At 43.3% G+C, this 19,166-nt stretch carries 30 protein-coding genes; 29 read left to right on the top strand and 1 reads right to left on the bottom strand.

Annotated features, from left to right (window positions below; translation table 11 throughout):
- Positions 1-15 precede the first annotated feature (15 nt).
- The 29 genes from rpsS to ACO06Y_RS24005 all read left to right on the top strand — a co-directional run bounded on the left by rpsS (position 16) and on the right by ACO06Y_RS24005 (position 17,977).
- A complete protein-coding gene (gene rpsS / locus ACO06Y_RS24145; RefSeq protein WP_120712444.1) occupies positions 16-294 on the top strand; it encodes a 30S ribosomal protein S19 in 279 nt (92 codons plus the stop codon).
- A 3-nt stretch (positions 295-297) separates the two neighbouring features.
- The gene (rplV, locus tag ACO06Y_RS24140) at positions 298-705 is read left to right on the top strand and encodes a 50S ribosomal protein L22 (protein ID WP_422081634.1); all 408 of its coding nucleotides are present in this window, start codon (positions 298-300) and stop codon (positions 703-705) included.
- Between the two features lies 1 nt (position 706).
- Positions 707-1,423: a 30S ribosomal protein S3 gene (gene rpsC, locus ACO06Y_RS24135; protein WP_282162319.1), complete on the top strand. Its 717-nt coding sequence runs from the start codon at positions 707-709 to the stop codon at positions 1,421-1,423.
- 19 nt (positions 1,424-1,442) lie between these two features.
- Positions 1,443-1,868 carry a 50S ribosomal protein L16 gene (gene rplP / locus ACO06Y_RS24130; RefSeq protein WP_422081633.1) on the top strand — a complete coding sequence of 142 codons (426 nt, stop codon included), beginning with the start codon at positions 1,443-1,445 and terminating at the stop codon, positions 1,866-1,868.
- Between the two features lie 12 nt (positions 1,869-1,880).
- Positions 1,881-2,072, top strand: a complete 192-nt coding sequence (gene rpmC / locus ACO06Y_RS24125; RefSeq protein ID WP_299532078.1) for a 50S ribosomal protein L29 — start codon at positions 1,881-1,883, stop codon at positions 2,070-2,072.
- A gap of 13 nt (positions 2,073-2,085) precedes the next feature.
- Complete coding sequence (gene rpsQ / locus ACO06Y_RS24120) at positions 2,086-2,343, top strand: 30S ribosomal protein S17 (RefSeq protein ID WP_299532076.1); 258 nt, start codon at positions 2,086-2,088, stop codon at positions 2,341-2,343.
- Between the two features lie 2 nt (positions 2,344-2,345).
- A complete protein-coding gene (rplN, locus tag ACO06Y_RS24115; protein ID WP_120712450.1) occupies positions 2,346-2,714 on the top strand; it encodes a 50S ribosomal protein L14 in 369 nt (122 codons plus the stop codon).
- Positions 2,715-2,727: 13 nt separating this feature from the next.
- Positions 2,728-3,042: a 50S ribosomal protein L24 gene (gene rplX, locus ACO06Y_RS24110; protein WP_422081632.1), complete on the top strand. Its 315-nt coding sequence runs from the start codon at positions 2,728-2,730 to the stop codon at positions 3,040-3,042.
- 2 nt (positions 3,043-3,044) lie between these two features.
- Positions 3,045-3,596: a 50S ribosomal protein L5 gene (gene rplE, locus ACO06Y_RS24105; protein ID WP_299532070.1), complete on the top strand. Its 552-nt coding sequence runs from the start codon at positions 3,045-3,047 to the stop codon at positions 3,594-3,596.
- A gap of 1 nt (position 3,597) precedes the next feature.
- Entirely contained in the window at positions 3,598-3,867 is a 270-nt protein-coding gene (rpsN, locus tag ACO06Y_RS24100) for a 30S ribosomal protein S14 (protein WP_013993870.1), read from the top strand.
- 46 nt (positions 3,868-3,913) lie between these two features.
- Positions 3,914-4,312, top strand: a complete 399-nt coding sequence (gene rpsH / locus ACO06Y_RS24095; protein ID WP_422081631.1) for a 30S ribosomal protein S8 — start codon at positions 3,914-3,916, stop codon at positions 4,310-4,312.
- A gap of 23 nt (positions 4,313-4,335) precedes the next feature.
- Positions 4,336-4,878 (top strand): 50S ribosomal protein L6, encoded by a 543-nt coding sequence (gene rplF / locus ACO06Y_RS24090; RefSeq protein WP_422081630.1) that lies wholly within the window; start codon positions 4,336-4,338, stop codon positions 4,876-4,878.
- Positions 4,879-4,889: 11 nt separating this feature from the next.
- Entirely contained in the window at positions 4,890-5,246 is a 357-nt protein-coding gene (gene rplR / locus ACO06Y_RS24085) for a 50S ribosomal protein L18 (RefSeq protein ID WP_422081629.1), read from the top strand.
- Between the two features lie 8 nt (positions 5,247-5,254).
- Positions 5,255-5,779 (top strand): 30S ribosomal protein S5, encoded by a 525-nt coding sequence (rpsE, locus tag ACO06Y_RS24080; RefSeq protein ID WP_120712456.1) that lies wholly within the window; start codon positions 5,255-5,257, stop codon positions 5,777-5,779.
- A 12-nt stretch (positions 5,780-5,791) separates the two neighbouring features.
- The gene (gene rpmD, locus ACO06Y_RS24075) at positions 5,792-5,971 is read left to right on the top strand and encodes a 50S ribosomal protein L30 (RefSeq protein WP_422081628.1); all 180 of its coding nucleotides are present in this window, start codon (positions 5,792-5,794) and stop codon (positions 5,969-5,971) included.
- Positions 5,972-5,982: 11 nt separating this feature from the next.
- The gene (rplO, locus tag ACO06Y_RS24070; protein ID WP_422081627.1) at positions 5,983-6,435 is read left to right on the top strand and encodes a 50S ribosomal protein L15; all 453 of its coding nucleotides are present in this window, start codon (positions 5,983-5,985) and stop codon (positions 6,433-6,435) included.
- Positions 6,436-6,447: 12 nt separating this feature from the next.
- Positions 6,448-7,791 (top strand): preprotein translocase subunit SecY, encoded by a 1,344-nt coding sequence (gene secY / locus ACO06Y_RS24065; protein WP_422081626.1) that lies wholly within the window; start codon positions 6,448-6,450, stop codon positions 7,789-7,791.
- Between the two features lie 3 nt (positions 7,792-7,794).
- Positions 7,795-8,010, top strand: a complete 216-nt coding sequence (gene infA, locus ACO06Y_RS24060) for a translation initiation factor IF-1 (RefSeq protein ID WP_015753973.1) — start codon at positions 7,795-7,797, stop codon at positions 8,008-8,010.
- A gap of 9 nt (positions 8,011-8,019) precedes the next feature.
- The gene (gene ykgO / locus ACO06Y_RS24055) at positions 8,020-8,136 is read left to right on the top strand and encodes a type B 50S ribosomal protein L36 (protein WP_013621733.1); all 117 of its coding nucleotides are present in this window, start codon (positions 8,020-8,022) and stop codon (positions 8,134-8,136) included.
- A 2-nt stretch (positions 8,137-8,138) separates the two neighbouring features.
- Positions 8,139-8,513 carry a 30S ribosomal protein S13 gene (gene rpsM, locus ACO06Y_RS24050; RefSeq protein WP_422081625.1) on the top strand — a complete coding sequence of 125 codons (375 nt, stop codon included), beginning with the start codon at positions 8,139-8,141 and terminating at the stop codon, positions 8,511-8,513.
- 46 nt (positions 8,514-8,559) lie between these two features.
- On the top strand, positions 8,560-8,952 hold the full coding sequence (rpsK, locus tag ACO06Y_RS24045) for a 30S ribosomal protein S11 (RefSeq protein WP_299532050.1): 393 nt from the start codon (positions 8,560-8,562) through the stop codon (positions 8,950-8,952).
- Between the two features lie 89 nt (positions 8,953-9,041).
- Complete coding sequence (rpsD, locus tag ACO06Y_RS24040; protein WP_422081624.1) at positions 9,042-9,647, top strand: 30S ribosomal protein S4; 606 nt, start codon at positions 9,042-9,044, stop codon at positions 9,645-9,647.
- A gap of 18 nt (positions 9,648-9,665) precedes the next feature.
- Complete coding sequence (locus tag ACO06Y_RS24035) at positions 9,666-10,658, top strand: DNA-directed RNA polymerase subunit alpha (protein ID WP_299532046.1); 993 nt, start codon at positions 9,666-9,668, stop codon at positions 10,656-10,658.
- A gap of 57 nt (positions 10,659-10,715) precedes the next feature.
- A complete protein-coding gene (gene rplQ / locus ACO06Y_RS24030) occupies positions 10,716-11,255 on the top strand; it encodes a 50S ribosomal protein L17 (protein ID WP_422081623.1) in 540 nt (179 codons plus the stop codon).
- A gap of 93 nt (positions 11,256-11,348) precedes the next feature.
- Positions 11,349-12,470 (top strand): glutamine-hydrolyzing carbamoyl-phosphate synthase small subunit, encoded by a 1,122-nt coding sequence (gene carA, locus ACO06Y_RS24025; protein ID WP_422081622.1) that lies wholly within the window; start codon positions 11,349-11,351, stop codon positions 12,468-12,470.
- 113 nt (positions 12,471-12,583) lie between these two features.
- Positions 12,584-13,873, top strand: coding sequence for a phosphopyruvate hydratase (gene eno / locus ACO06Y_RS24020; protein ID WP_422081621.1), 1,290 nt, complete (start codon positions 12,584-12,586; stop codon positions 13,871-13,873).
- A 125-nt stretch (positions 13,874-13,998) separates the two neighbouring features.
- Positions 13,999-15,537, top strand: coding sequence for a glycogen synthase (locus ACO06Y_RS24015; RefSeq protein ID WP_422081620.1), 1,539 nt, complete (start codon positions 13,999-14,001; stop codon positions 15,535-15,537).
- Between the two features lie 130 nt (positions 15,538-15,667).
- A complete protein-coding gene (locus tag ACO06Y_RS24010; protein WP_422081619.1) occupies positions 15,668-16,954 on the top strand; it encodes a citrate synthase in 1,287 nt (428 codons plus the stop codon).
- A 108-nt stretch (positions 16,955-17,062) separates the two neighbouring features.
- Positions 17,063-17,977, top strand: a complete 915-nt coding sequence (locus ACO06Y_RS24005) for a dimethylarginine dimethylaminohydrolase family protein (RefSeq protein ID WP_422081618.1) — start codon at positions 17,063-17,065, stop codon at positions 17,975-17,977.
- Positions 17,978-17,983: 6 nt separating this feature from the next.
- Here ACO06Y_RS24005 and ACO06Y_RS24000 read toward each other — a convergent pair whose 3' ends face one another.
- Entirely contained in the window at positions 17,984-19,120 is a 1,137-nt protein-coding gene (locus ACO06Y_RS24000; protein WP_422081617.1) for a serine hydrolase domain-containing protein, read from the bottom strand.
- Positions 19,121-19,166 lie beyond the last annotated feature (46 nt).

Here is a 19,166-nt window from a genome sequence, read left to right as displayed (position 1 = left end):
TAGAAAGAAGAATAAATGGCACGTTCATTAAAAAAAGGACCTTACGTTCATTATAGTTTAGAGAAAAAGATCCAGCAGAATGCGGCTTCAGGAAAGAAAAGCGTCATTAAGACGTGGTCTAGGGCCTCTATGATAACACCTGATTTTGTAGGTCTTACCATCGCTGTTCACAACGGGCGACAGTTTGTACCTGTCTATATCACTGAAAATATGGTAGGTCATAAACTGGGAGAGTTTTCACCTACCCGGTCTTTTAGGGGCCATGCAGGTGCAAAGAACAAAGGTAAAAAGTAAGCTATGGGAGTTCGAAAAAGACAAATGGCCGAAAGACTAAAGGCTGAAAAGAAACAAATGGTATTTGCCAAGCTCAATAATTGCCCAACATCACCGCGTAAGATGCGCTTAGTGGCCGATTTAATTCGTGGCGAAGGCGTTGAAAAAGCATTGGCAATCCTAAGGTTCAATCCCAAGGAAGCCTCACGTAGGTTGGAAAAGTTGTTGCTTTCGGCATTGGCCAATTGGGAGGCCAAGAATGAGGACGCCAACGTGGAGGATGCCGAACTTTTTATCAAGGAAATTAGAGTAGACAGTGCAGGCATGCTCAAGCGGTTACGTCCTGCCCCTCAAGGACGGGCACACAGAATAAGAAAGCGTTCCAACCATGTAACATTGGTTTTGGGATCTAACAATAATATGGAAAGTTAGGATGGGACAAAAAACAAATCCAATAGGGAATCGTCTAGGAATCATCAGAGGATGGGAATCCAACTGGTACGGAGGAAACGATTATGGTGAAAAATTGGCCGAGGACGAAAAAATACGGAAGTATATCCACGCCCGTCTTTCCAAGGCCAGCGTATCCCGGGTAATTATCGAGCGTACGCTAAAGTTGATTACCGTTACCATCACCACGGCCAGACCGGGTATCATTATTGGTAAGGGTGGACAAGAAGTGGACAAATTGAAGGAGGAACTTAAGAAGATTACCAATAAGGAGGTCCAGATCAATATCTACGAAATTAAAAGACCGGAGTTGGATGCCAATTTGGTCGCCGCCAGTATTGCCCGTCAAATAGAAAGTAGAATATCATTTAGACGTGCCATAAAAATGGCCATTGCCGCCGCGATACGTATGAATGCGGAAGGAATCAAGGTGCAAATATCAGGACGTTTGAATGGAGCTGAAATGGCGCGATCCGAGTCCTATAAGGAAGGCCGGATTCCCTTATCCACTTTTAGGGCGGATATTGACTATGCAATGCAAGAGGCCCATACTACATATGGAAGGTTGGGTATTAAAGTATGGATCATGAAGGGCGAGGTATACGGTAAACGGGAACTTTCCCCATTGGTCGGCATGTCTAAGGGCCAGGGAAAAGGAGGTAAGCAAGATGGAGGAAGAAAACCACGCCGTAGAAAGTAATTTTTTAAAGAAATAGAAAATGTTACAGCCAAAAAGAACCAAGTATCGCAAAATGCAGAAAGGCCGTATGAAGGGTAATGCCGGAAGGGGGCATCAACTTTCAAATGGTATGTTCGGTATTAAGACCTTGGATTCAAAGTTTATAACATCCAGACAAATAGAGGCGGCGCGTGTTGCGGCTACCCGATATATGAAAAGGGAAGGGCAACTGTGGATAAAGATTTTCCCGGACAAACCCATTACCAAAAAACCTTTGGAAGTACGTATGGGTAAGGGTAAGGGAGCCCCGGAATATTTCGTGGCCATTGTCAAACCAGGAAGGATTCTCTTTGAGGTGGCCGGCGTACCCATGGATATTGCCAAGGAAGCGTTACGTTTGGCGGCACAAAAATTACCGGTTAGAACAAAATTTATCGTTGCACGGGATTACGAGCACAAGGATTAATCGTAAGGTGATATGAAAAAACAAGAGATAAAACAAATGTCGGCGGAAGAGCTTACGGAAAAACTGGCCGAATTTAAGAAGCAACATGCGGACTTGAAAATGGCCCATTTTGTAACACCCTTGGAAAACCCACTTCAGATACGAAAGGTGAGGAGAACGATAGCAAGATTGGCAACAGAATTAACTAATAGGGAAAACCAATAATTGGTTCTGCTTTATGGAAAAAAGAAATTTAAGAAAAGAGAGAATAGGGGTCGTGACTAGTGATAGAATGGAGAAATCCATTGTAGTATCGGAAGTCAAGAGGGTTAAGCATCCCATGTACGGTAAGTTCGTTTTAAAGACGAAAAAATACGTTGCACATGATGAGAAGAACGATTGCAACGTGGGAGATACCGTAAAAATTATGGAGACCCGTCCTTTGAGTAAGACCAAATGTTGGAGGTTAGTAGAAATTTTGGAAAGAGCTAAATAATTATGTTACAGCAAGAATCTAGGCTAAAGGTAGCGGACAATACGGGGGCAAAGGAAGTTTTGACCATTCGGGTGCTCGGGGGAACAAAAAGGAGATATGCCTCCATTGGGGACAAAATAGTAGTCACCGTTAAGGAAGCGACTCCCAATGGCGGAATAAAGAAAGGTGCTGTTTCCACTGCCGTGGTGGTTAGGACCAAAAAAGAGGTGAGAAGACCGGATGGTTCCTATATACGTTTTGATGACAATGCCTGTGTATTGTTGAATCCAACAGGGGAAATGAGGGGAACTCGGGTTTTTGGCCCCGTAGCTAGGGAGCTTCGGGAGAAACAATTTATGAAAATTGTATCCTTGGCACCAGAGGTACTATAATAGTATATTGGAAATGAGAAAGCTAAAAGTAAGGACAGGAGATACGGTACGAATCATTGCCGGTGACCACAAGGGGACCGAAGGCAAGATTCTGAGCGTGGATATCAAGAAAAATAAGGCAATCGTGGAAGGGGCCAATATGGTTTCCAAACATGAAAAGCCGAGTGCCAAGAACCCGCAAGGAGGTATTATCAAAAAGGAGGCACCCATCCATATTTCCAATCTATTGTTGATCGATGCAAAGTCGGGAGAAACGACCAGGGTCGGGTTCGAAATTAGGGATGGAAAGAAAGTGCGAGTTTCCAAAAAATCGAATGAAGTAATTTAATTATGGCTTACGTAGCAAGGTTAAAGAAAGAATATAGTGAACGGATCATAGATGCCTTAAAGCAGGAATTCGGTTACAAGAATGTAATGGAAGTGCCCAAGCTGAAGAAGATTGTGGTAAGTAGGGGAGTCGGTGCCGCCGTTGCGGATAAGAAGTTGATCGATCATGCCGTTGAGGAACTTGGTATTATTACCGGTCAAAAGGCAGTTGCCACCATTTCCAAAAAGGATGTGGCCGCCTTTAAGTTGAGAAAGGGAATGCCCATCGGTGCAAAAGTTACACTTCGCGGAGAGCGGATGTATGAGTTCCTGGACAGACTTGTTACAACGGCCTTGCCCCGTGTAAGGGATTTTCAAGGGATAAAGGCTACGGGTTTCGACGGAAGGGGAAATTATAACCTCGGTGTAACGGAACAGATTATTTTTCCGGAAATCAATATTGACAAGATCAACAGGATCAACGGGATGGACATTACCTTTGTCACTTCCGCAAATACGGATAAGGAGGCAAAATCATTGTTAACGGAATTGGGACTACCCTTTAAAAAGAACTAGTATGGCTAAAGAATCAATGAAGGCCCGTGAAAGGAAAAGGGCGAGAACGGTTGCTAAATATGCTGAAAAGCGCAAGGCCTTGAAAGAAGCGGGAGATTATGAAGCATTGCAAAAATTACCGAGGAATGCCTCTCCAGTTCGTATGCACAACCGTTGTAAATTGACCGGAAGGCCTAAGGGGTACATGCGTACCTTTGGCATTTCCAGGGTTATGTTCAGGGAAATGGCCAATAAGGGATTGATTCCAGGGGTCAAAAAAGCCAGTTGGTAGTTTAATAGTTTTAATTCCGAATACGGATATTCTTAATTAAAGAGAAATGGTTACAGATACTATAGCAGATTATTTAACAAGGGTTAGGAACGCTAGTAGGGCCGGACATCGCGTGGTTGAAATTCCCGCTTCGAACCTTAAAAAGGAAATAACCAAGATACTCTTTGACCAGGGGTATATCTTAAGTTATAAGTTTGAGGATAACGATGTGCAGGGTACCATCAAGATAGCCCTTAAGTACGATAAGTTGACCAAGGAACCGGTTATAAAGAAAATTCAGCGTGTGAGTAAGCCCGGATTACGTAAATATGCAAGTTCCGAGGATTTGCCCCGGGTCCTTAACGGTTTGGGAATTGCCATAGTGTCTACCTCCCACGGGGTAATGACCAGTAAACAGGCCAAGAATGACAATGTAGGTGGAGAGGTCTTGTGCTACGTATATTAATGAGTTTAGTAAAGAAGTAAAAAATGTCTAGAATAGGTAATAGCCCGATAGCGATTCCCGAGGGAGTAACCGTAGAAATCAATGATAATGCGGTTACGGTAAAGGGTAAACTTGGAGAGTTGATACAGGAATATTCCGGGGTATCCATAAAGGTGGAAGAGGGCCAAGTTTTGGTTACCCGACCTTCGGATTCCAAGGAACACAAGGCCAAGCATGGATTGTACCGATCACTGATCAATAATATGGTGGAAGGTGTTTCCAAAGGGTGGACAAAGGAATTGGAGTTGGTAGGAGTAGGATATAGGGCTTCCAATCAGGGACAGAAGTTAGACCTTGCCTTGGGATTCTCCCACAATATTGTCATGGATCTGGCACCTGAAGTGAAAGTAGAGACTACTTCGGAGAAAGGGAAAAATCCGATTATAAAATTGACCTCCCATGATAAACAGTTGGTGGGACAAATAGCGGCCAAGATACGATCATTCCGTAAACCGGAGCCTTATAAAGGAAAAGGTATCAAATTTGTTGGCGAGCAATTAAGAAGAAAAGCAGGTAAATCAGCTTAATATTACGAGCAATGGCATTATCAAAGACCGAAAGAAAATATAGGATAAGGAAGAGAATACGTAAAGTATCCTCCGGAACGGCGGAGAGGCCACGGTTGTCCGTTTTTAGAAGTAATAGTGAAATCTATGCCCAAGTAATAGACGACAAAAAAGGCGAGACTTTGGTCGCTGCCTCTTCCCGAGACAAGGATTTGGCCAAGACAAAAGGGACAAAAACGGAAGTGTCCACTTTGGTGGGCAAGGCCATTGCCGAAAAATGCATCAAGGCAGGTATTGAAAAAGTTGCCTTCGATAGGGGCGGAAATCTTTATCATGGAAGGGTAAAAGCTTTGGCCGAGGGAGCCAGGGAAGCAGGACTAAAATTTTAAGATTAGGTATGTACCAGAAATACAAAAATGTTGAGACCGTTAAGCCAGGAGGCTTGGAATTAAAGGATAGATTGGTCGGCGTCCAAAGGGTAACCAAGGTAACCAAGGGAGGAAGAGCTTTTGGCTTTTCCGCTATTGTTGTTGTTGGTGATGAAAATGGTGTTGTGGGACATGGTTTGGGCAAGTCCAAGGAGGTGGCTACGGCCATTGCCAAAGCTATTGAGGACGCAAAGAAGAACCTAATTCGTATTCCTTTGAATAAAGGTACATTACCTCACGAGCAAAAAGGAAAGTATGGTGGTGCTCGAGTGTATATCCAGCCAGCATCCCATGGTACCGGGGTAATTGCGGGAGGAGCCGTAAGAGCGGTCTTGGAATCTGTAGGCGTACAGGATGTATTGTCAAAATCCCAGGGGTCGTCCAATCCCCACAACGTGGTAAAGGCAACTTTTGATGCGTTGTTGCAACTTAGGGATGCTAGGACCGTTGCAAGGCAAAGAGGTATTTCCCTGGAAAAGGTGTTTAAAGGATAATTGGTAAGGATAATGGCAAAAATCAAAGTAAAACAGGTTAGGAGTAGCATTAAGCGGCCACAAGATCAAAAAAGGACTTTGAAGGCGCTTGGTTTGCGAAAAATAGGGCAAGTAGTGGAGCATGAGGACACGCCCAATATCCTGGGCATGATAAACAAAGTAAAACATTTGGTGTCTACCGAAGGAGCTTAATATAAAGGACGATGAATTTAAGTAATCTAAAACCAGCCAAAGGTGCTGTCCATAAGGAAGGAAAAAGAGTAGGAAGGGGCCAAGGCTCCGGAAAGGGAGGTACAGCTACCAGAGGCCATAAAGGTGCAAAATCTAGATCTGGATATTCCAAGAAGATAGGTTTTGAAGGAGGACAAATGCCACTGCAAAGACGTGTTCCCAAATTTGGGTTTACCAATATCAACCGAAAAGAGTACAAGGGCATAAATTTGGATACCTTACAAGATTTGGTGGACAGAAAAGTAATAAAGGATATAGTTACTTTGGACACGTTGATTGAAAATAGATTGGCCCGTAAAAATGACTTGGTCAAAATCCTTGGGCGTGGTGAGTTGAAAGCCTCGCTTAAAGTTTCCGTTCATAAATTTACTGCCAGTGCCAAAGCGGCGATAGAGGCTGCAGGTGGAGAGGCAATAAGTTTATAAGGAAAGAATGTTATGAAGAAATTTTTTGATACCATATCCAATATTTGGAAGATAGAAGAGCTTAGGAATCGTATCATGGTTACCTTGGGTCTTCTTTTGGTATACCGATTTGGTTGCCAAATTGTTCTTCCAGGTATTGATTCATCACAACTTGCCGAATTGGCCTCCAGTACGGATCAAGGTATTTTCGGTTTGTTGAACGCCTTTACTGGAGGAGCATTTGCAAATGCATCGATTTTTGCTTTAGGGATTATGCCCTACATTTCGGCCTCCATTGTGGTTCAATTAATGGGGATAGCCATTCCCTATCTTCAAAAACTGGATAAGGAAGGTGAAAGTGGAAGAAAGACCAAAAACCAGATTACCAGATGGTTGACCATAGGAATCTGTATCGTTCAGGCACCGGCATATTTGTATGGATTAGAGGCCTTTGGGGTCAGGGATAGCGCCTTCCTTTTGGGAAAAGGTCTTAATTTCATGATTCCTGCCGTAATTATTTTGGTCACAGGTTGTGTCTTTGCCATGTGGTTGGGCGAGAAAATTACGGATAAGGGTATCGGAAACGGTATTTCCTTGCTGATCATGATCGGGATCATTGCGACAATGCCCCAGTCCTTTGTACAAGAGTTCTTTTCAAGGACTACGAATAATACCGGCGGACTGATGTTTATTTTGATTGAGGTCATCCTTTGGTTCCTGGTTATCCTGGCCAGTGTGCTATTGGTAATGGCTACAAGACGGATTCCTGTGCAGTATGCAAGAAGATCGGCATCTGGTGGATATGAGAAGAATGTAATGGGGTCAAGACAATATATCCCATTAAAGTTGAATGCATCCGGTGTAATGCCCATTATTTTTGCCCAAGCCATTATGTTCGCCCCGGGATTATTGGGAAAGACATTTAATGATACAGCCTTTGGACAATGGATGGAGGTACAGTTTAGCGATATATTCGGTTTGGCATACAACATTTTATTTGGAGTACTCATCGTAATATTTACATTTTTCTATACGGCGATTACCGTGCCTACCAATAAAATGGCCGATGATTTAAAGAGAAGCGGAGGGTTTATACCCGGTATACGACCCGGCAAGGAAACGGCCGACTTCCTGGATAAGATCATGTCCCTGATAACGCTTCCAGGTTCCATATTCCTGGCCGTTTTAGCCGTTTTGCCTGCGGTGGTGGTAAAACTAATGGATGTTCAGGCAGGATGGGCCTTGTTTTATGGAGGAACCTCCCTGTTAATTATGGTGGGAGTCGCCATTGATACCGTTCAACAAGTAAATGCGTATTTGCTGAACAGGCATTATGATGGATTAATGAAAACTGGAAAAAATAGAAAAGTAGCATAATTTATGGCCAAGCAAGCACCAATAGAACAAGATGGTAGCATAATAGAAGCATTGTCCAATGCAATGTTTCGGGTAGAGTTGGAAAATGGTCATGTGGTCACCGCCCATATTTCCGGAAAAATGCGCATGCACTACATCAAATTGCTTCCAGGGGACAAGGTGAAGTTGGAGATGAGTCCATATGACCTCACCAAAGCTAGAATTACATATAGATATTAAGCAGGAGACATGAAAGTAAGAGCATCGATAAAAAAAAGAAGTGCCGAGTGCAAAATCGTCCGTAGAAAGGGACGATTGTACGTAATCAACAAAAAGAATCCTAGATTTAAACAAAGACAAGGATAGTTATGGCAAGAATTGCAGGTATAGATATACCGAAACATAAAAGAGGTGTAATAGCCCTTACCTATATTTTTGGTATTGGAAAAAGTAGGGCCCTGGAAATTTTGGAAAAGGCCCAAGTTAATGAGGATACCAAGGTATCCGACTGGAATGACGACGAAATAGGTCGGATTCGGGAAGCCGTTTCGTCCTATACCATAGAAGGTGAATTGCGTTCCGAAACCCAGTTGAACATTAAGCGTCTTATGGATATCGGTTGCTATAGGGGCATACGTCATAGATCAGGATTACCTTTAAGGGGGCAAAGGACAAAGAACAATTCCAGGACCCGTAAAGGAAAAAGAAAGACGGTGGCCAACAAGAAAAAGGCTACGAAATAACAAATTGGTATAAAGTACTAAGCTTCATACTAAACACGAAAAGAAAATGGCAAAGGCAAATACAAAGGCGGCAAAAAAGCGTAAGGTTATCGTGGACTCCGTGGGGGAGGCCCATATCACTGCCTCTTTTAACAATATTATAATTTCATTGACCAATAAGAAGGGCGATGTAATCTCGTGGTCCTCGGCAGGCAAGTTGGGCTTTAGGGGTTCCAAGAAAAATACACCCTATGCGGCACAGGTAGCTGCTGAAGATTGCTCAAAGACCGCACATGAAGCAGGCCTTAGGAAGGTCAAGGTTTTTGTTAAGGGTCCAGGCAATGGAAGGGAATCGGCAATACGTACCATCCATAATAACGGTATCGAGGTAACCGAAATCATTGATGTTACCCCAATGCCCCACAATGGATGTAGACCTCCCAAAAGAAGAAGGGTATAAATTACATATAAATATATTTCACAGAAGTGTACCTAATGATTATCGAAGGATAAGCCTTAATTCATAATCGCACTTCAAACTATAGGAAAATGGCAAGATACACAGGACCAAAAAGTAAGATCGCCCGAAAGTTCGGAGAAGCGATTTTTGGAGACGACAAGTCTTTTGAGAAGAAAAATTATCCTCCGGGACAACATGGACAGAACAGACGCCGCGGAAAAAAGTCGGAGTATGCCATCCAGTTAATGGAGAAACAAAAAGCCAAGTATACCTACGGTATTCTGGAAAAACAGTTCCGCAATCTTTTTGCAAACGCTAAACGTAAAGAAGGAGTTACCGGTGAAGTTTTATTGCAATTGTGCGAGTCCCGTTTGGACAATGTGGTTTACAGAATGGGTATTTCCACATCAAGAAGAGGCGCTAGGCAGTTGGTTTCCCACAGGCACATTACCGTAAACGGGGAACTGGTGAATATACCATCCTACTCCCTACGACCAGGAGATGTTGTTGGTGTAAGGGAAAAATCCAAGTCCTTGCAAGCGATACAGGATGCATTGGCGGCCAATAGCAGTGTATATGAATGGATTACATGGAATGCTGAAAAGAAGGAAGGTACTTTTGTTTCTACTCCCGAACGTTTACAGATTCCTGAGAACATCAAGGAACAATTAATAGTCGAGTTATACTCAAAATAAATCAACACTGATCCAATTATGGCATTATTTAATTTTCAAAAACCCGATAAAGTAATAATGATCGATTCCTCAGACTTCGAGGGCAAATTCGAATTTCGCCCATTGGAGCCTGGTTATGGATTAACGGTTGGGAACGCATTAAGAAGGGTATTGCTTTCTTCCTTGGAAGGACACGCCATCACATCGGTAAGGATCGATAAGGTAGAACATGAATTTTCCGTAATCCCTGGTGTTGTAGAGGACGTTACGGAAATTATCCTGAACTTGAAACAGGTTCGGTTTAAAAAGCAAATTGAGGACTCGGAAGCGGAAACCGTTTCCATATCCGTTAGTGGTAAGGATCAAATGACCGCAGGGGATTTCCAAAAGTTTATCTCGGGATATCAGGTACTGAATCCGGATTTGGTCATTTGCAATATGGATGCCAAAGTGAGCATCAATATGGAAATCACTATTGATAAGGGAAGGGGCTATGTACCCGCCGAGGAAAACAAAAAGTCGGGAACACCTCTTGGAACCATAGCGGTGGATTCTATCTTCACCCCAATAAAGAATGTGAAGTATAGCATCGAGAATTTTCGTGTAGAGCAGAAGACCGACTATGAAAAACTGGTATTCGAGATCGAAACGGATGGTTCCATTCATCCCAAGGACGCTTTGACCGAAGGTGCCAAGGTCTTGATACATCACTTCATGTTGTTCTCGGATGAGCGCATTACCTTGGAAGCCGATGAAATTGCACAAACGGAGACCTATGACGAGGAATCCTTGCATATGAGGCAATTGCTCAAAACAAAATTGGTGGATATGGACTTGTCCGTACGCGCCCTGAACTGTTTGAAGGCTGCCGAGGTGGACACCTTGGGAGATTTGGTGTCCTTTAACAAAAATGACTTGATGAAGTTCAGGAACTTCGGAAAAAAGTCCCTGACCGAATTGGAGGAACTGGTCATCAACAAAGGTCTAAGCTTTGGAATGGACCTATCAAAATATAAGTTGGACAAAGATTAATAATTTACTTCTGTTGGAAGGGAAGGTCCCGGATAAGGAAGAAAATAGAAAATAAGAATGAGACACGGTAAAAAGGTCAATCACTTAGGGCGCAAAGCCGCGCATAGAAAGGCCATGCTGGCCAATATGGCCTGTTCCCTAATTGAACACAAAAGGATAAATACTACGGTGGCCAAGGCCAAGGCCTTGAAGCAGTTCATAGAACCTTTGATTACGAAATCCAAGGCAGAGAACAATCAAACTGTGGAGAAAGGCACGCACAACAGGCGCATTGCCTTTAAGAACCTTAGAAACAAATACGCGGTTACCGAACTTTTTGATGCGGTTTCGGAAAAAGTAGGCGATAGGCCGGGGGGCTATACCAGGATCATAAAACTGGGCAACCGTTTGGGAGATAACGCGGATATGGCCATGATAGAGTTGGTAGACTTCAACGAGCTTTACAATGCCGGTAAACCGAAAAAGAAATCCACGCGTAGGAGTAGAAGGGGTAAAGGTAGTAAGTCCGAAACACCAGCTGTGGCCGTGGCGGAAAATCCCTCGGAATCAAAAGAAGTCATGGACGTTGAAGCCAAAGCGGATGATTCTGAAGAATAAAATGTTAGTATATTTTAATATTTACAAAAGGATAGACTTTACAGTTTATCCTTTTTTTATGTTTATTTGTGAAACAAAAATAGAGCAGCACGTATGAAGTACACATCCAAAAAAAAGGCATTATTGATATTGGCAGATGGAACCATTTTCCATGGAAAGGCGGTTGGCGATAAGGAAGGTACGGCATTTGGTGAAGTATGCTTCAATACGGGCATGACGGGATATCAGGAAATATTTACGGATCCGTCCTATTTTGGACAGCTAATGGTTATGACCAACGCCCATATTGGAAATTATGGGGCACATAACGATGAAGTGGAATCCGATACGGTAAAGATAGCTGGTCTTATCTGTAAAAACTTCAGTTATGAATACTCCAGGCCCGATGCGGATATGGGCTTGGAGGAGTTCTTGGACAAGAGTAACTTATTCGCAATTTCGGATGTGGATACCAGGGCATTGGTCAGTTACATCAGGGATAATGGTGCCATGAATGCGGTGATTTCCACGGATGTCCGAAATGTAGAAGCCCTCAAAAGTAAGTTGGCGGAGGTGCCTAGTATGGAAGGTCTGGAATTGGCTTCCCGAGTTTCCGCCAAGGAAGCGTACTACTACGGAGATGAGAATGCCACCTATAGGATATCCGCATTGGATATCGGTATAAAAAAGAATATCCTTAGAAATTTGGCAAAACGGGATGCCTATATCAAAGTGTTTCCCTATAACACTTCGTTTGAGGAGATGACCGAATGGAATCCCGATGCCTATTTTATATCCAACGGACCTGGAGATCCCGAGCCTTTGACAGAGGCGATAGCTACGGCAAAGGAAATCATTAAAACTGATAAGCCTCTCTTTGGCATATGTTTGGGCCATCAGGTCATTGCCTTGGCCAATGGGGTATCTACCTATAAAATGCACAATGGGCATCGTGGAATTAACCACCCCATCCTAAACCTGATTACCGGAAAAGGAGAGATTACCTCGCAAAACCACGGGTTTGCCATCAATAGGGAAGAGACCGAGAAAAATCCAGATCTGGAAATTACCCATGTGCATCTCAATGATCAGACCGTAGCCGGAATACGGATGAAAAATAAGGATGTATTCTCCGTACAATACCATCCGGAAGCCAGTCCCGGACCTCACGATGCCGACTATCTTTTTGACCAATTTTTTGAGATAATCAAGAAAAAATCCCAGCAAGCGGTATAGATTAAATAATCGTTATTTCGTACAGAATATTGCGCCTTAAAACCTTAGGATAAAGGCACTGTTTCGTATCTTTGCATTTTCAAAATCAATCCTAAAAACTAAAGAAAAATCAGATGAGTATTATCCTTAGTGTACATGCAAGACAAATTCTGGATTCAAGGGGAAATCCAACGGTAGAAGTAGATGTAATTACGGAGAATGGTGTTCTGGGAAGGGCTGCCGTACCTTCGGGGGCATCTACCGGAGAACATGAGGCAGTGGAGTTACGTGATGGGGGAAGCTCGTTTATGGGAAAAGGTGTTAGCAAGGCGGTTGACAATGTAAATTCCGTGATTGCTGAAGAAATTTTGGGAACCTCCGTTTTTGAACAAAACGCGATCGATCAGGCGATGATAGCCCTGGATGGTACTTCCAATAAATCAAAATTGGGGGCCAATGCCATTTTAGGGGTTTCCCTTGCCGTGGCCAAAGCCGCTGCCAATGAATTGGGAATACCGTTGTACAGATATGTAGGGGGGGTCAGTGCAAATACCTTGCCCGTTCCGATGATGAATATCATCAATGGAGGCTCTCATTCCGATGCCCCCATTGCATTTCAAGAGTTTATGATAATGCCGGTCAAGGCCAAGGACTTTTCCCATGCCATGCAAATGGGAACCGAGATTTTCCATAATCTAAAGAAAGTGCTACATGATAGGAATTTAAGTACGGCCGTTGGGGACGAAGGCGGATTTGCGCCTACTTTGGACGGTACGGAAGATGCCCTGGATACCATTGGCAAGGCAGTAGAGAATGCCGGGTACAAATTTGGGGACGACGTAATGATAGCCCTGGACTGTGCATCGGCCGAGTTCTATGAAAATGGTATGTATGATTATACTTTATTTGAAGGGGATAAGGGAGCGAAACGCAACTCTGGGGAACAAGCGGAGTATCTGGCCGAACTCTGTTCCAAATACCCGATCATATCCATAGAGGATGGCATGGACGAAAACGATTGGGACGGTTGGAAACTTCTTACCCAAAAAGTTGGGGATAAGGTGCAATTGGTCGGAGACGATCTTTTTGTAACCAATGTGGAGCGACTTTCCAGGGGAATCGAAAATGGGATCGCCAATTCCATTTTGATCAAAGTAAACCAAATAGGAACACTTTCTGAGACAATAGCCGCGGTAAACATGGCCAAGAATGCAGGATATACCTCTGTAATGAGCCACCGCTCCGGTGAGACCGAGGACAATACCATCGCTGATTTGGCTGTGGCATTGAATACCGGGCAGATAAAGACAGGTTCTGCTTCCCGATCGGATAGGATGGCCAAATACAATCAGTTGCTTCGCATAGAGGAAGAACTGGGGGAAGTGGCCTATTATCCGCAGGAAAAAGCGTTCAAAGTAAAATAAATTACCTTTTGTTAACCTATAGGAAGCCTTCCTAAAAGGGGAAGGCTTTTTCTTTGCACTTTATGACCTATCTCATTACATATCTAATGCGCATTGCGTATATTTTGGCCTTATAATTTTTTCGAATGAACAACTTCCTTTTTGTTGCCGCCGAGAATGATGCCATAGCCAACTGTAAGGCGGGCGGTATGGGCGACGTGGTCAGGGACGTCCCAAGGCAGATTTCCGAGAGGGGGGACAAGGTACATGTCATAGTCCCTTCTTATTCCAGACTTCACAGGGCTGGAGGAACCTTAAAAACACGTCTTACCTTTCACCTAAGGGGAACTACCTATTCAGCCGAATTGTATGAGGTAATTCCAAAAAAAGAGTTTAACAACGTTCATCATTACGTAATACATCATCCGGAAATAGAGGCGGGCGACATTGCGCACATTTACCACAACAATCCGGTTGAGCCTTTTTATACGGATTTCATCAAGTATGTTATATTCTGTACCGCAGTGGCCGAAGCCATTAAGGAAGATGCCTTTGGTAGTTTGGATATTGTGCATATGCATGATTGGCATTCTAGCCTCATGGTATTCTTAAAGACCTACCATCCGGCGTATGAATCCTTAAAAAGGATACGATTTGTGTATACCATCCACAATTTGGCGATACAAGGGATACGGCCATTTGGAGATAATTATTCGTCACTTCAAAATTGGTTTCCCGATATTCCAATAGATTACGATAAATTGATGGATTACCGATACCAGGATTGTGTTAACCTTATGGCCCTGGGCATTCGTCTTTCCGATGCCGTACATACGGTATCGCCATCCTACAAGGAAGATGTACTTTTACCAAGTTCGCCTCCTGAGTTCATAGGTGGCGAAGGTTTGGAAAGAGATTTAAGGCAGGCGGATGATGAAGGTAGACTTTTTGGGATTCTAAATGGCTCTAATTACAAAAACATCCGTACGGCCAAAAAGGGGAATATCTATCGCAATACGGTCAAGGCACTCTTTAGATGGTTGCAACAAGAGTCGAAAAAGTATAAGGCGGATTTCTTGGCGCATACCGGGGAAAAGGTAATGGAGTTGGTAGACAATAGACCCAAATTCATTGTTTCCAGCGTAGCCCGTTTAACGGAACAAAAGTTCTATTTCTTTAAACGTTCTCCCGAAGCGTTTATAGAAATCCTGAAGAAGTTGGAAAAGGTAGATGGCATCTTTATGCTTCTAGGAACCGGGGCACCGGAGTACGAAGAGCTCTTTAGGGGATTGAGCTATGAATATAAAAATTTCATTTTTACCAATGGCCAATCGGAAGACCTGATCGATTCCATCTATTTGGAAACGGATCTGTATTTTATGCCCAGTCTTTTTGAACCTTGTGGTATTAGTCAAATGTTATCCATGCGCAATGGGAATCCCTGTTTGGTACATGGGACAGGAGGTTTAAAGGACACGGTGGAACACATGAGGACCGGATTTAGTTTTGGTGGGGATTCCTATGATGAGAAGATCAATAATATGCTGCTGAGTTTTGATCAGGCCCTGGACGTTTTTCAGAATGACAAACCCAAATGGAAAAAGATGCAATCCGCAGCTAAAAAAATGCGGTTTACCTGGGAAAAATCGGTTGATGAATATTACAGGGTACTCTATTTGCTTTAGGCTTTTCCATAGGTTTTGGATTTACCAAAAAAGCTATGTTAATAATCTCCTAAAGGGGAAACCTTAATTGTTAAGATTACCTCTTTTTCTTAACTTTACTGTCCTTTCTAATAATACTTAAATCAATCGAATGTCAGATAAAGCTACTCTGGAATATAATGGTAAAAAATATGAATTTCCGGTAACCGAAGGAACGGAAAATGAACTCGCGATAGACATAAAAAAACTGCGGTCCGTTACCGGGGGAATTATTACCCTGGACCCGGGGTATAAAAATACCGGGTCTTGCGAGAGTGCCATTACTTTCCTGGATGGGGAAAAGGGTATTTTACGGTATCGAGGTTATTCCATAGAAGAGCTAGCCGAGAAGGCCGATTTTCTTGAAGTTGCTTATTTATTGATTTTTGGGGAGTTACCCAACAGGGAACAGCTTTCAAAATTCCATAATGATATTCGGGAAGAGTCCCACGTAGATGAGGAAATGAAAAAGATTTTGGACGGTTTTCCAAAATCCGCCCACCCCATGGGCGTACTTTCATCGCTCACCAGTGCTTTGGTCGCCTTTAACCCCTCTTCCGTTGACGTTTCCTCGGAATCCGAAATGTACAAATCAACTGTTAGGATCTTGGCAAAATTTCCAGTACTTGTGGCATGGGCCATGCGCAAGAAAAAAGGCCTGCCGTTGGATTATGGGGACGATACCTTAGGTTATGTGGAAAACATCCATAAAATGATGTTCAAACGGCCTAACAAGGAATACACCAAAAATAAGATTGTAATCGATGCCTTGGACAAATTATTGATATTACATGCGGATCATGAACAGAACTGTTCCACGTCCACGGTACGTATCGTAGGTTCTTCCTTTGCCGGATTGTTCGCTTCGATATCCGCTGGTATTTCCGCACTTTGGGGGCCATTGCACGGAGGCGCGAACCAAGCTGTCCTGGAGATGTTGGAAGCCATTGAGGCGGATGGCGGCGATACCAAAAAATATATGGCCAAGGCCAAGGATAAAAGTGACCCGTTCCGACTAATGGGTTTTGGACACAGGGTATACAAGAATTTTGATCCCAGGGCCAGGATTATCAAGAAATCCGCGGATGAAGTTTTGGGCGACTTGGGAATCGAAGACCCTATATTGGAAATCGCCAAAGGGCTGGAGAAGGAAGCTTTGGAAGATCAATATTTCGTGGACAGAAAATTATATCCCAATGTAGATTTCTATTCCGGGATTATCTACCGTGCCTTAGGGATTCCTACCGAGATGTTTACCGTGATGTTCGCTTTGGGCAGGTTGCCCGGCTGGATTGCCCAGTGGAGGGAAATGCGTTTAAAAGGAGAGCCTATCGGTCGTCCAAGACAGGTTTATATTGGTGAAAACCACAGACCTTTTGTTGCTGTTGATTTGCGGTGACATCCATTATTGGTTTCATAAAGGATAACCCTTATCGATTTCTTTGATAAGGGTTTTTTTATTGATTCCCGCTATCTGGGAATTCCTATATTTGCCAAAAATTTCACGATGCTCCATCTCAATGTAAACGATGAAACTTCCCGATTAAGGGCGGTACTTTTGGGAACGGCAAGGAACAATGGTCCCGTACCTAAACCAGAGAACGCCTATGACCCAAAATCCCTTCAACATATATTGGCCGGTACTTACCCTAGGGAAGAGGATATGATAAAGGAAATGGAGGCATTGGCGAACGTTTTTAAGGCGCACGATGTTGAGGTATTTAGGCCAGAGGTCTTGGAGGACTGTAATCAAATTTTCTCAAGGGATATCGCCTTTGTTATAGAAGACAAACTGATTAAGGCCAATATACTTCCGGACAGGGAAGAGGAATTTGACGCTATTTTGCATGTACTGGAATACATCCATCCGGACAATATCCTATATCCACCCGAGGAGGTCCATATTGAAGGTGGCGATGTTATGCCTTGGAACGATTATATTTTTATTGGTACCTATACCGGTCACGACTATCCGGATTATATTACGGCAAGGACCAATTGGGAAGGTGTGGAGTACATTAAACGGATGTTCCCCCACAAAAAGGTGAAGTCCTTTGAGCTTCGAAAATCAATTGCGAACCCAAAGGAAAATGCACTTCATTTGGATTGCTGTTTCCAACCTGTAGGAAAGGATAAGGCCATCCTCCACAAAAATGGATTTTTGGTAGAGGACGAATATCTATGGTTGGTAGACTATTTTGGAGAAGAAAACATTTTTGAGATTACCGCTGATGAAATGTATCGAATGTTCAGTAATGTGTTTTCCATTTCCCCGGACATTGTGGTTTCCGAAAGGAATTTCACCCGTCTTAATGATTGGTTGCGAAATCAGGGCTTTACAGTAGAGGAAGTTCCCTATGCGGAGATTTCCAAACAAGGCGGGTTATTGCGTTGTAGTACCATGCCGCTGATCAGGGATTAGATTCCTTTACATAAACAGGGCCATTAGAATATCCATTTGAAGATTTTCCGCTTTTTTCCGGATAGGTGATTCCATCATGGTGTTGAAATTGGTGGCGATAAAGACGATGGATTCCAGCTCCGGTAAGTAGATTAGGACGCATCCCGCCCCGATACCTCCTCCGGAATGACCTAAGCCATATGTGGTTTCCAAGTCATAATAGGTTATACCTAGGCCATACTTTCGCTCCCCCTCCTCGCTCAAGACCCACTCCTGCATGAGCTCCAAGGTTTTGGGGGCAAGCAGTTTTCCGGAAATAAGGCCCTTTAAAAAAAGAACGGCATCTTCACTGGAAGCCACCATACCATCATCACCTTTCATGGAGGATACATTGGCCCTTTGCAACTTTGAAATGTTCGTCGGGATGCTTTCCAATAACACATCCCAATAAGCATCCACCAAATTCAAATCATGATCAATGTTGTCTTTTGATAGTACGTAAGTGGATTTCAGTTTAAGCTTTTCAAATAGCTCCTTTTCCATGTAGGCGATATGGTCCCCGGTTATTTTGTCCGCAATCAATGATAGGAGGCCAAAATTAGTATTGCGATAGGAGTACTTGCTACCGGGTTCAAAATCCAAAGGCTTTCCTTGGATATAGGATAGCATTTCAGGGACATTGAGTACGGTTAGGGGATCTTGGATGATTCGGGATACCAATAGCGGATCCGTACTGTATTCCGGAAGTCCGGACGTATGGTTCAAAAGCATTTTTAGGGTAATTTTGTCCACACCCTTTATCGATTTTAACCAGGGATAATCGAGATACTGAACAAGGGGATCCTCCAATTTCAATTTTCCCTTTTCGTACAATTGAAGGATAACGACCGCCATATAGGTCTTGCTTATACTCTGTAAGTAGTGCATATGTCCCGTGGTAAGTGGAGTTCGATTTTCAAGATTTGCCAAACCTTCCGCGTGGGACCATAGCCCCATTTGCTCGTTGTAGACGGCCAATGACAGCCCTGGAACACCCAGGTCTACGTATTTTTTGAGTACACCCTTTACAGCTTCCTGTTTTTCAATAGGAAATCCGACTCCTTGTGCGGCAAGGGACATTGTTACCACAAATAATATTCCTGTTATTTTAATCCTTCCGTTCATGACTTGAAATTTTGACAAATATCCAGATATGGCGATGCGAAATCCT

Source organism: Ulvibacterium sp., assembly GCF_965228935.1.
Lineage (GTDB): Bacteria > Bacteroidota > Bacteroidia > Flavobacteriales > Flavobacteriaceae > Ulvibacterium.
The sequence above is the reverse complement of the archived record's forward strand: the minus strand, read 5'-3'. Positions and strand labels throughout refer to the sequence as shown.

Bases quoted from the DNA above. Each gene is read 5' to 3' on its own strand.
- rpsS (WP_120712444.1), top strand. From the start codon at position 16: ATGGCACGTTCATTAAAAAAAGGACCTTACGTTCATTATAGTTTAGAG.
- rplV (WP_422081634.1), top strand. From the start codon at position 298: ATGGGAGTTCGAAAAAGACAAATGGCCGAAAGACTAAAGGCTGAAAAG.
- rpsC (WP_282162319.1), top strand. From the start codon at position 707: ATGGGACAAAAAACAAATCCAATAGGGAATCGTCTAGGAATCATCAGA.
- rplP (WP_422081633.1), top strand. From the start codon at position 1,443: ATGTTACAGCCAAAAAGAACCAAGTATCGCAAAATGCAGAAAGGCCGT.
- rpmC (WP_299532078.1), top strand. From the start codon at position 1,881: ATGAAAAAACAAGAGATAAAACAAATGTCGGCGGAAGAGCTTACGGAA.
- rpsQ (WP_299532076.1), top strand. From the start codon at position 2,086: ATGGAAAAAAGAAATTTAAGAAAAGAGAGAATAGGGGTCGTGACTAGT.
- rplN (WP_120712450.1), top strand. From the start codon at position 2,346: ATGTTACAGCAAGAATCTAGGCTAAAGGTAGCGGACAATACGGGGGCA.
- rplX (WP_422081632.1), top strand. From the start codon at position 2,728: ATGAGAAAGCTAAAAGTAAGGACAGGAGATACGGTACGAATCATTGCC.
- rplE (WP_299532070.1), top strand. From the start codon at position 3,045: ATGGCTTACGTAGCAAGGTTAAAGAAAGAATATAGTGAACGGATCATA.
- rpsN (WP_013993870.1), top strand. From the start codon at position 3,598: ATGGCTAAAGAATCAATGAAGGCCCGTGAAAGGAAAAGGGCGAGAACG.
- rpsH (WP_422081631.1), top strand. From the start codon at position 3,914: ATGGTTACAGATACTATAGCAGATTATTTAACAAGGGTTAGGAACGCT.
- rplF (WP_422081630.1), top strand. From the start codon at position 4,336: ATGTCTAGAATAGGTAATAGCCCGATAGCGATTCCCGAGGGAGTAACC.
- rplR (WP_422081629.1), top strand. From the start codon at position 4,890: ATGGCATTATCAAAGACCGAAAGAAAATATAGGATAAGGAAGAGAATA.
- rpsE (WP_120712456.1), top strand. From the start codon at position 5,255: ATGTACCAGAAATACAAAAATGTTGAGACCGTTAAGCCAGGAGGCTTG.
- rpmD (WP_422081628.1), top strand. From the start codon at position 5,792: ATGGCAAAAATCAAAGTAAAACAGGTTAGGAGTAGCATTAAGCGGCCA.
- rplO (WP_422081627.1), top strand. From the start codon at position 5,983: ATGAATTTAAGTAATCTAAAACCAGCCAAAGGTGCTGTCCATAAGGAA.
- secY (WP_422081626.1), top strand. From the start codon at position 6,448: ATGAAGAAATTTTTTGATACCATATCCAATATTTGGAAGATAGAAGAG.
- infA (WP_015753973.1), top strand. From the start codon at position 7,795: ATGGCCAAGCAAGCACCAATAGAACAAGATGGTAGCATAATAGAAGCA.
- ykgO (WP_013621733.1), top strand. From the start codon at position 8,020: ATGAAAGTAAGAGCATCGATAAAAAAAAGAAGTGCCGAGTGCAAAATC.
- rpsM (WP_422081625.1), top strand. From the start codon at position 8,139: ATGGCAAGAATTGCAGGTATAGATATACCGAAACATAAAAGAGGTGTA.
- rpsK (WP_299532050.1), top strand. From the start codon at position 8,560: ATGGCAAAGGCAAATACAAAGGCGGCAAAAAAGCGTAAGGTTATCGTG.
- rpsD (WP_422081624.1), top strand. From the start codon at position 9,042: ATGGCAAGATACACAGGACCAAAAAGTAAGATCGCCCGAAAGTTCGGA.
- ACO06Y_RS24035 (WP_299532046.1), top strand. From the start codon at position 9,666: ATGGCATTATTTAATTTTCAAAAACCCGATAAAGTAATAATGATCGAT.
- rplQ (WP_422081623.1), top strand. From the start codon at position 10,716: ATGAGACACGGTAAAAAGGTCAATCACTTAGGGCGCAAAGCCGCGCAT.
- carA (WP_422081622.1), top strand. From the start codon at position 11,349: ATGAAGTACACATCCAAAAAAAAGGCATTATTGATATTGGCAGATGGA.
- eno (WP_422081621.1), top strand. From the start codon at position 12,584: ATGAGTATTATCCTTAGTGTACATGCAAGACAAATTCTGGATTCAAGG.
- ACO06Y_RS24015 (WP_422081620.1), top strand. From the start codon at position 13,999: ATGAACAACTTCCTTTTTGTTGCCGCCGAGAATGATGCCATAGCCAAC.
- ACO06Y_RS24010 (WP_422081619.1), top strand. From the start codon at position 15,668: ATGTCAGATAAAGCTACTCTGGAATATAATGGTAAAAAATATGAATTT.
- ACO06Y_RS24005 (WP_422081618.1), top strand. From the start codon at position 17,063: ATGCTCCATCTCAATGTAAACGATGAAACTTCCCGATTAAGGGCGGTA.
- ACO06Y_RS24000 (WP_422081617.1), bottom strand. From the start codon at position 19,120: ATGAACGGAAGGATTAAAATAACAGGAATATTATTTGTGGTAACAATG.